Annotated in this window: 9 protein-coding genes; 3 read left to right on the top strand and 6 right to left on the bottom strand. The window is 34.9% G+C overall.

From position 1 onward, the window contains the following. Window positions 1-110: 110 nt before the first annotated feature. On the bottom strand, window positions 111-2,333 hold the full coding sequence (katG, locus tag RM51_RS09425) for a catalase/peroxidase HPI (protein WP_039368155.1): 2,223 nt from the start codon (window positions 2,331-2,333) through the stop codon (window positions 111-113). A 347-nt stretch (window positions 2,334-2,680) separates the two neighbouring features. Between katG and RM51_RS09420 the strand changes: the two genes are divergently transcribed. The 3 genes from RM51_RS09420 (at window position 2,681) to murA (ending at window position 5,183) form a co-directional block, all read left to right on the top strand. Beyond that, window positions 2,681-3,097, top strand: a complete 417-nt coding sequence (locus RM51_RS09420; protein ID WP_039368153.1) for a thiol-disulfide oxidoreductase DCC family protein — start codon at window positions 2,681-2,683, stop codon at window positions 3,095-3,097. A gap of 125 nt (window positions 3,098-3,222) precedes the next feature. Continuing rightward, window positions 3,223-3,876 carry a DUF4290 domain-containing protein gene (locus RM51_RS09415; protein WP_039368150.1) on the top strand — a complete coding sequence of 218 codons (654 nt, stop codon included), beginning with the start codon at window positions 3,223-3,225 and terminating at the stop codon, window positions 3,874-3,876. Continuing rightward, window positions 3,876-5,183: a UDP-N-acetylglucosamine 1-carboxyvinyltransferase gene (murA, locus tag RM51_RS09410; RefSeq protein WP_039368147.1), complete on the top strand. Its 1,308-nt coding sequence runs from the start codon at window positions 3,876-3,878 to the stop codon at window positions 5,181-5,183. The genes RM51_RS09415 and murA overlap by 1 nt, the downstream gene beginning before the upstream one ends. A 74-nt stretch (window positions 5,184-5,257) precedes the next feature. On the opposite strand, the gene RM51_RS09405 is transcribed toward murA, so the two are convergent. From RM51_RS09405 to RM51_RS09385, 5 genes are all read right to left on the bottom strand, one after another. Beyond that, the gene (locus RM51_RS09405) at window positions 5,258-7,186 is read right to left on the bottom strand and encodes a DUF2207 domain-containing protein (protein ID WP_039368145.1); all 1,929 of its coding nucleotides are present in this window, start codon (window positions 7,184-7,186) and stop codon (window positions 5,258-5,260) included. 2 nt (window positions 7,187-7,188) lie between these two features. After that, complete coding sequence (locus RM51_RS09400; protein ID WP_039368142.1) at window positions 7,189-7,740, bottom strand: LemA family protein; 552 nt, start codon at window positions 7,738-7,740, stop codon at window positions 7,189-7,191. Between the two features lie 108 nt (window positions 7,741-7,848). Continuing rightward, window positions 7,849-8,151, bottom strand: a complete 303-nt coding sequence (locus RM51_RS09395) for an NIL domain-containing protein (protein WP_039368139.1) — start codon at window positions 8,149-8,151, stop codon at window positions 7,849-7,851. A 169-nt stretch (window positions 8,152-8,320) separates the two neighbouring features. After that, window positions 8,321-8,977 (bottom strand): YiiX/YebB-like N1pC/P60 family cysteine hydrolase, encoded by a 657-nt coding sequence (locus RM51_RS09390; protein WP_039368170.1) that lies wholly within the window; start codon window positions 8,975-8,977, stop codon window positions 8,321-8,323. Further along, window positions 8,955-9,410 (bottom strand): DUF1801 domain-containing protein, encoded by a 456-nt coding sequence (locus RM51_RS09385; RefSeq protein ID WP_039368136.1) that lies wholly within the window; start codon window positions 9,408-9,410, stop codon window positions 8,955-8,957. The genes RM51_RS09390 and RM51_RS09385 overlap by 23 nt, the downstream gene beginning before the upstream one ends. Window position 9,411: the final 1 nt, after the last annotated feature.

The following is a 9,411-nucleotide window of genomic DNA, read 5'->3' as shown; positions in this document are numbered from 1 at the left end:
TAACAAAGTTAGCAACTCCAGTAAGAGGTAGAATTTCTCTTTACACATCTATAAAAAACCATCCTCGAAATCAAGGATGGTTTTCATTTATACTAAATCAAGTATGATAACTATTTCAAATCAAATCGATCCGCATTCATTACTTTTACCCAGGCAGAAACGAAGTCATTAACAAATTTTTCTTTTGCATCAGCGCTTGCATAAACTTCAGCTATAGATCTCAACTCAGAATTTGAACCGAAAACCAAATCTGCACGGGTTGCTGTCCATTTTTTCTCTCCGGTTTTACGATCTACTCCTTCATACAATTCATTATCATTAGAAGCTACTTTCCACTGAGTGTTCATATCTAAAAGATTAACAAAGAAATCATTTGAAAGGACTTCTGTATATTGAGTGAAAACTCCGTGAGATGATCCGTCAAAATTAGCATTTAAAGATCTCATACCTCCAACTAATACCGTTAATTCCGGAGCTGTAAGATTTAGCAATTGAGCTTTGTCAATCAATAAAGATTCTGTAGAAACAGAGAATTTTTTCTTCAAATAATTTCTGAATCCGTCTGCTGCAGGTTCAAGATAACCCATAGATTCTACATCGGTTTGTTCCTGAGAAGCATCCATTCTTCCCGGAGCAAAAGGTACAATAAGAGCATCACCTGCATTTTTAGCAGCTTTTTCAATTCCAACACCTCCCGCAAGAACTATTAAATCTGCTAAAGAAACTTTTTTACCTCCTGTCTGACTCTCATTAAATTCTTTCTGAATGTTTTCCAACACCGATAAAACTTTCTGAAGCTGAGTTGGATTATTTACTGCCCAATATCTTTGTGGAGCTAAACGAATTCTCGCTCCGTTTGCACCTCCTCTTTTATCACTTCCTCTGAATGTAGAAGCCGATCCCCAAGCTGTAGAAACCAATTCAGAAACAGTTAATCCTGAATTCAAAATCTTTGATTTTAAAGCTTCAACATCAGAATTATTAATCAACACATGATCTACTTCCGGAATAGGATCTTGCCAAATCAATTCTTCCACAGGAACTTCAGAACCTAAATAACGGGCTTTTGGTCCCATATCTCTATGTGTCAATTTAAACCATGCTCTGGCAAATGCATCTGCGAATGCATCAGGATTTTCATAAAAATTTCTTGAAATTTTTTCGTAAATAGGATCAAACCTTAATGACAAATCTGTCGTAAGCATTGTTGCTCTATGCTTTTTAGTAGGATCAAAAGCATCAGGAATAATTTCTTCTCCGTTTTTTGCTACCCATTGATGAGCCCCTGCTGGGCTTTTCGTTAGCTCCCATTCATTTTCAAAAAGGTTTTTAAAGAAATAATTACTCCATTCTGTTGGAGTTTCTGTCCATGTAACTTCTAATCCGCTGGAAATCGCATCTGCTCCCCTTCCTGATTTATAAGAACTCTCCCATCCGAATCCTTGAAGCTCCATACCTGCTGCTTCAGGCTCTTTTCCAACATGATCTGCTGGTCCTGCTCCGTGAGTTTTTCCGAAAGTATGTCCTCCTGCAATTAGCGCTACTGTTTCTTCATCATTCATTGCCATTCTTCCGAAAGTATCTCTGATATCTTTTGCAGCTGCAATTGGATCAGGATTTCCGTCCGGTCCTTCAGGATTTACATAAATTAATCCCATTTGCACTGCAGCCAAAGGGTTTTCTAAATCACGTTCTCCGGAATAACGACTATTACTTCCTCCACTTAGTTCCAACCACACTTTTTCAGATCCCCAATACACATCCATATCCGGTTCCCAAACATCTTCTCTACCTCCGGCAAAACCAAATGTTTTAAAGCCCATAGATTCCAGCGCAACATTTCCTGTAAGAATCAGTAAATCTGCCCAAGAAATTTTATTTCCATATTTCTGTTTGATTGGCCATACCAATCTTCTTGCTTTATCTAAGCTCACATTATCTGGCCAGCTGTTCAATGGAGCAAAACGCTGTTGTCCAGCTCCAGCCCCTCCTCTCCCATCTCCTACACGGTAAGTTCCCGCACTATGCCAAGCCATACGGATAAACAGAGGACCATAATGTCCAAAATCTGCAGGCCACCAATCCTGAGAATCGGTCATTAAAGCATGAAGATCTTTTTTCACAGCGTCAAGATCAAGACTTTTGAATGCTTCAGCATAGTCAAAATCTTTATCCATAGGATTCGAAAGCGAAGAATGCTGACGAAGAATATCTACTCTTAACTGATCCGGCCACCAATCTAAATTTTTTGTACCTTCACCTGCAACACTTTGTTTTTCCATCGTTCCATTATGGAACGGACATTTACTGATGTCATTCAAATCTTTTTCCATTGTCGTTTAATTTTTTATATTGATTATATTAAAATTCGCTCGTTAAAAACAGGACAAACTTACAATAGTTTGAATATAAATACAATCTATCGAAAACATTTTTACAATAGTTAAAAACTATCGAAAGCTTTTCATTACATTTTTTGATGCCTCATGAAATCAAATCTTATTATCCTGCAATTAAGTTAGAAAAATTTCATTGTATTTTATTAAAAAATCAAACCGAACCCACCTATTTAGAATTATTCAAATTACTATTAATGAAACCATTAGCTTATTCAACATGCTTAATTAAAAATTCACTATCTTTATTCGTTATAGAATGAGTAAATATCAAAAACAGAATTATGCGAGAGGATATACAACATAAATACATTGTTTTTTTCGATGGAGAATGCGGTGTCTGTAATTTTTGGGTTCAATGGATTTTGGAGAAAGACAAAAATGATGAATTCATGTTTGCATCTCTTCAATCTGATTTTGGACAGAAATTTCTTACGGAACGTGGTCTTGAAACCAAACAGTTCAACACCCTTTATCTTTGGAAACCTCAGCAATATTATCTGATAAAATCTAAAGCCGTATTAAAAATCACGGACATTTTAGGTGGTTTTTACAAATTATTAAGTCTATTTGGAAAAGTCTCTCCCACCTTTTTCAGTAATAACATTTATGATCTTATTTCTAAAAACAGGATGAAGCTTTCTGCTCAAAAATGTTTTCTTCCTGATGCACACCAGAAAAAGAAATTCATAGAGGTTTAAAATACATGGTAAGCAAAATTTTATTTTTTTAAAAACCTTTGACTTCGTGCATTTTCCGATTAAATATTTATAAACAATTAAGTTTTTCTAAACGATTTTTCTTTTAATCCATATATTTGCAAACTATGGAATATAACACCCAAAAAACACAGCTTCATTTACCGGAATACGGTAGAATAATACAACAGTTGGTTGAGCGTTGCAAAGAGCTTCCTACAAAAGAAGAAAGAAGCGAAATGGCAATGGCAATTATTGATTTTATGGGTCAGAGAAACCCACAACTTCGCGACGAAGAAAATTATAAACATAAACTTTGGGATCATCTTTTTATATTGGCTAATTATGATTTGGATGTTGATTCTCCTTATCCGTTCCCGACCAGAGAACAATTGGCTGAAAGACCTAAAAGAATGGAATATCCAAAATTGCAGGGAGATTTCAAATTTTACGGAAAAAGTATCCTGCAACTTATAGAAAAGGCAATTGAACTTGAAACCGGAGATGAAAAAGAGGCTCTTATTGAAGTGATTGCCAACAACATGAAAAAGTCTTACAATGTCTACAATAAAGAGCATGTAACAGACGATGTTATTTTCCGCCACTTAAAAGAACTTTCCGAAAACAGACTAGACCTTACCGGAATAGAAACGTTGGAAAAAAGTAAAATTTATTACACTGGTAACAACAGAAACAACAAAGGCGGAAACAATAATAACAACAATAATAAAAATCAGCCGAATAAAAGAAGACATAACAATAATCACAAGAACAGAAAATAATGAGTGGAACATTTCAAATAAGAGGAGGGAAAAGATTACAAGGTGAAATTACCCCACAAGGCGCAAAAAACGAAGCTTTACAAATCTTATGTGCAGTTTTGTTAACGGATGAAGAAGTAAGGATAAAAAATATTCCGGATATTCATGATGTCAACAGACTGATTGAAATTTTGGAGGATTTTGGCGTGAAAGTGTCGAAAAACGGGCACGGTGATTACACGTTTAAGGCTGATTCTGTTAATTTTGATTATATAAGATCTGAAGAATTTAAAAAAGACGGGGCTAAACTAAGAGGGTCTATCATGTTAATGGGACCTATGCTTGCAAGATATGGGGAAGCTTATATGCCAACTCCGGGTGGAGACAAAATCGGAAGAAGAAGGCTAGACACTCACTTTCAGGGATTGGTAGAGCTGGGTGCTGAGTTTAATTATGATGAAGAGCAATATTTCTATTCTCTAAAGGCTAAAGAGCTTAACGGAAAATTCATCCTTTTGGAGGAAGCTTCTGTAACCGGAACCGCTAATATCGTAATGGCTGCTGTCTTAGCAAAAGGAAAAACAAGAATTTATAATGCAGCTTGCGAGCCTTATCTACAACAGCTTTGTAAGATGCTAAACAGAATGGGTGCAAACATTTCAGGAATCGGTTCAAATTTATTGACCATTGAAGGGGTTACTCATCTTAGAGGAACTGAACACACCATGCTTCCAGATATGGTAGAAATCGGATCTTGGATTGGTCTTGCAGCCATGACAAAGTCTGAAATCACTATTAAAAACGTAAACTGGAACCAACTTGGAGTAATTCCGAACACATTCAGAAAACTTGGAATTCAATTGGAGCAAAGTGGTGATGACATATACATTCCTTCGCAGGAAAATTATAAGATCCAGAAATTTATAGACGGTTCTATTCTTACCATTTCAGATGCCCCTTGGCCAGGATTCACTCCAGATTTGCTTTCTATTATTTTAGTGGTAGCAACTCAGGCTAAAGGAAGTATTTTGGTACATCAGAAAATGTTTGAATCAAGATTATTCTTTGTTGATAAACTGATCGATATGGGAGCACAGATCATCTTATGTGATCCGCACAGAGCAACTGTAATCGGTTTAAATCAGGAAACTCCGTTAAGAGGAACAACAATGGTTTCTCCTGATATCAGAGCAGGAAATGCCCTTCTTATTGCAGCACTTTCTGCTGAAGGAAAATCTATCATCCATAATATCGAGCAAATCGACAGAGGATACGAAAACATTGATGGCAGATTAAAAGCTATCGGTGCCGATATTGAAAGAATTTAATTGTAATCAATTAAGCATATAAAAAAGCGTTCAGAAATTTCTGAACGCTTTTTATTTTTATCAATGGAAACAGTTTACCAACCGCCGCCTCCACCGCCTCCACCTCCACCGCCGGAGAAACCACCACCTCCGGAACCAGAGCCGCTGCTGGAATTATTGGAGGGTTGTGTAGATGAAGATTGTATCGAGCTTGTAAGATTTGAATTAAGTGTACTTGCAAAAGCATAGCGATTTAGAGTAGGTCCTACATACCAATTATTGTGATAATCAGTTGACATTTTTGAAAGTATTGCATCAAATTTTTGTCCCCAAATCTCATCCACTCCCAACACCATCGCAAAAGGAAGATATTTCTCAAAAACCTGCGGAGTCATTTCAGGAGGATTATGAAATTTAAGCTGTTCGTTTTCCGCCGCTCCCATATACATTTGAAATCCTTCAATAAGAGATTTTATTTTTAATTTTTCTTCTGAAGGTCTTTTGATTAAAAATTCATAGATGACAAGGGAAGTAAATCCTAATACAATAAAAATATAACAGATATTAAAATTGTTATCAATGGTAAAATCACTGCTTTTATGAATAAACACTCCTATACCTACAAAAATAATGACCGGAAATACCAAGAAGATCTTAAAAAGCACCGGAAAGTATTTAAATAATAAAGCTGCAATAAAAAATGCTATAAACAGAACTACATATAAAATCAATCCGATAAAAACTTTTTCAAATTCAGGGAACATCCTAAAGCTCAAAAGCAAACCAACAACATATACAAAAGTAATCAGCAAGGAAGGCAAGATTAGTTTCTTAGCATTGTTTCCTTCATTTAAAAAGGTATCGTATTGAAATTTCAACGATTCTTTACAGTTCAAAACAGACTGTTCTATTTTAGGATCATATTTACCTTTAAAATCAATGGTATCATAACCATCCGAAAAGAAATGATCCATAAGCTTCTGTTCTTCTTTGGGAAGATTTTCATCAGACGGTTTCAACATTTTAATGGTGTAATATGTTGATTTAAAAAATCCCAAAAGACCGGAATCTTCTTTTTCAATAATCTGAATATACCCTTTAATCGCAAGATTCACTAAAGCTGCCGTTACATATTTATTTTTAAAAGTTTCTGTTTTTAAATATCCTAAAGAAGCCGGAGAAAGGTCATTCGGAGAATTAAACTGAGGATATACTATAGGCTTTTCAGGATCTACCCCGTATTTTCTCCAAGTCGAGTAATAATAATACAACAATCCCAGAAACACTAGAAAGCCACCGATTAATATTCCGAATTTCTCCAGGAAACTTGGCGGCGGCGGCGGAATCATAATTCCTTTTTTAAACCCTACCGCGATCGTAAGACCGTCATTAGCTTGAAAACCTGAAGCACTCCACACGATTGAATGATCCGAAATAAGTTTTGAATTACAGTTTTTCTCTGTACTTCCTGCAAAACCTGTATAACATGAATTTTGCAAGATGTTTGCTCCTTGCGGAAGGTTTACTGTCGCAGAAATGGTATCTACAGGAAAATCCCAGTAATTTCCATTTACATTCCAATACAGTTCATCATACTGATCAAAAAAACCGATTTGATTTTCTGTTTTATACTGAATTTCATATTCGTAATCTCCGGGTTGAAGGATTACCTCTTTATTTCCGATATAAATTTTAAGAAATCCATCTTCAATTTCTTCGTGATAATCTTCTTCTTCCCCGTTTTTCTTTATGGAAATGATCTCATATTTTACCTTCTGGGTTCTGTTGTTCAGATTTCTCGACAAAGGCAAGGTACGGAAAATCCCTCTTCGAATTTGATCTCCAAGACTGTGAACTTTAATTTTCTCAGTAATATTGAGTGCAGAATGTGTATCAACATTAATATCCGAATGAAAAGACAAGATTCTTTCTGTTCCGGAAAAATCTTCATTTAATGAATTTTCCTCCTGAGCAAAACCAAGGGCAAAGCACAAAAGAAAAAGAAACTTTAGAAATTTTCTCATCGTTAGAACTTTACCGTTGGAACTTCTCTGTCCGCAATATTATCCAGCTCGAAATAGGAAACTTTCTCGAATTTATACATATTCGCAACGATATTGCTTGGGAAAGATTCTACCAGTGTATTATTTTCGCGGGCAGTTCCGTTATAATATCTTCTTGATTTTTCAATATCATTTTCAATTGAGGTAAGCTCTGCCTGCAATTGCTGAAAATTAGCATTGGCTTTCAGATCAGGATATTGTTCAGCAACCGCGAAAAGGTTCATCATCGCCTGATTAAGGTTTTTCTCAGCAGCTTCTTTAGTTTCTAAAGAATTGGCTCCTACTGCCTGATTTCTTGCTCTTGTAACGTTTTCAAGAGTTTCACGTTCATGAGTTGCATATCCTTTTACCGTTTCTACAAGGTTAGGAATAAGATCGTGACGTTTTTTTAACATCACATCAATACTGCTCCAAGCTTCCTGAACCAGATTTTTAAGCTTTACCAAACGATTGTAAATAGAAACCGCATACAGAAGAAAGATTGCAATGACACCGATAATAATAAGCGTAACCATAGTTTTGTGATTTTTTTTAATTCTTATAAAAATACTCTTTTTACGGGAAAAGAAATAAAAAAAGCGCTCAATAAATGAACGCTTCTCAAACTATATGGATCTACACAACTAAGAGTACTTTCTGCAGACATATTCTACAGTCGTATTCAAAAGTTTATTTTTATTCAGAAAAAATTCAAGCTGCTGAAAATCTTCTGAAGTGGCATTAAGGTATAATTGAAATGAACCGAAATCATTTCCGTTGATGTATTCTACATCTGCATTCAAAAGCTTATAACACATTCCCATTTGCTGATAGATGATATTGAGTAAATGATCAAATTTCATTTTCCCATTCAATTCTATTTCTAAAATCAGCTCTTTCTTGATAAGGTTTACGTTGTTAGGCAGTGATTGCAAATTTGTGATCATAACATCTAGGTTTTTGATTAAATAGTTATTTTCTGAAATACATATTGTTATTTGTTATTAAATACAGGACAAAAATATAAAAAAATATTAGTCTACCAAATTAATAGACTAATATTTTTTAAATTTTTCTTGAAATAAAAAAAAGAAGCAATTACGCTTCTTTAGTACATTATTTAAGTTCTCTTATTCTTTCTATTTTTGAAGATCCTGCCAAACCGTTGGGATTACATCCCAATTCTCCTTCCGGAACTTTGAGATTTTTCTCACTATAAAATTTCTGCCAAAACTCATTGATCTTTCCTGTTTTAGGATCGATAAAAGTCATTGGTTCCAATGTAAAAACATGATCTTTTCTAAAAATCCTCTCTATAAAATCTGAACAATAGTAAGAATCTTCACTTAAGATATAATTAAAATTGTAAGGTTTCCCCAACATTGAATTTCCTTTAGCAATAGCATCAGGAATTGCGTTTTGATATTCAGGCTTTAATCTATAAACAATAATAGCTTGTCCATCATTTTTCTGATCTTCCACAAAATCTTTAAGCTTCAGTTTATCTGACCCTCTTTTGGGAGAAGCATGAAGTACAAAATAATCTCCCCCGATCTTTTCCAAAACCCCAATATGATCGAAAGACGCATTCTTTTCTTTTTGTGTAACGTTATTGATCGCTCCGGATAAACCTGATTCTTTTGCCGTAACAAAAAGTAAATCTCCGTTTTGTAACCCTGAGCTTTTAGCTCCTGCACACCCTGAAATAACAAACAGAGCTATGCAAAGAGATAAAAAAGTTGTGAAAATCTTATTTTTTATAATTCTTTTCATAGGTTTCAATCCATTCATCTACAGTCATTTTTTTACTCAATTCAGCAATCAGTTCAAGAGGAATATCATCCACTTTTTTAAAACGAACGCAAGATTTCCCCATATCTAATTTCCTTTTTGAATGTTTTGGAAATTCTTCAACAAACCAATCCAACAATTCCGGTTTAGCATAAATCCCCATATGATACAGCGCAATAAAGTTTTTCTGAGATGCTAAACCAATGAAGGGAAGCGGTGTATTGGGAGTACAATGATAGCCCGGAGGATAGGTTTCAAGCGGAACCGCCCAACCAATCATTCCATAACTTATATTTTCGGAAAATCCTTTTGGTAAATTATCATTAACAGTATCAAAAAGTTTCTTGAAAACTTCCTGTCTTTCTTCAGGAATCTTTGAGATATAATCGTCTATTGAAATCGCGGGAATTTGCATT

Source organism: Chryseobacterium taiwanense, from assembly GCF_000813825.1.
GTDB classification, from domain to species: domain Bacteria; phylum Bacteroidota; class Bacteroidia; order Flavobacteriales; family Weeksellaceae; genus Chryseobacterium; species Chryseobacterium taiwanense.
This window is presented reverse-complemented; position numbering and strand designations above follow the sequence as displayed.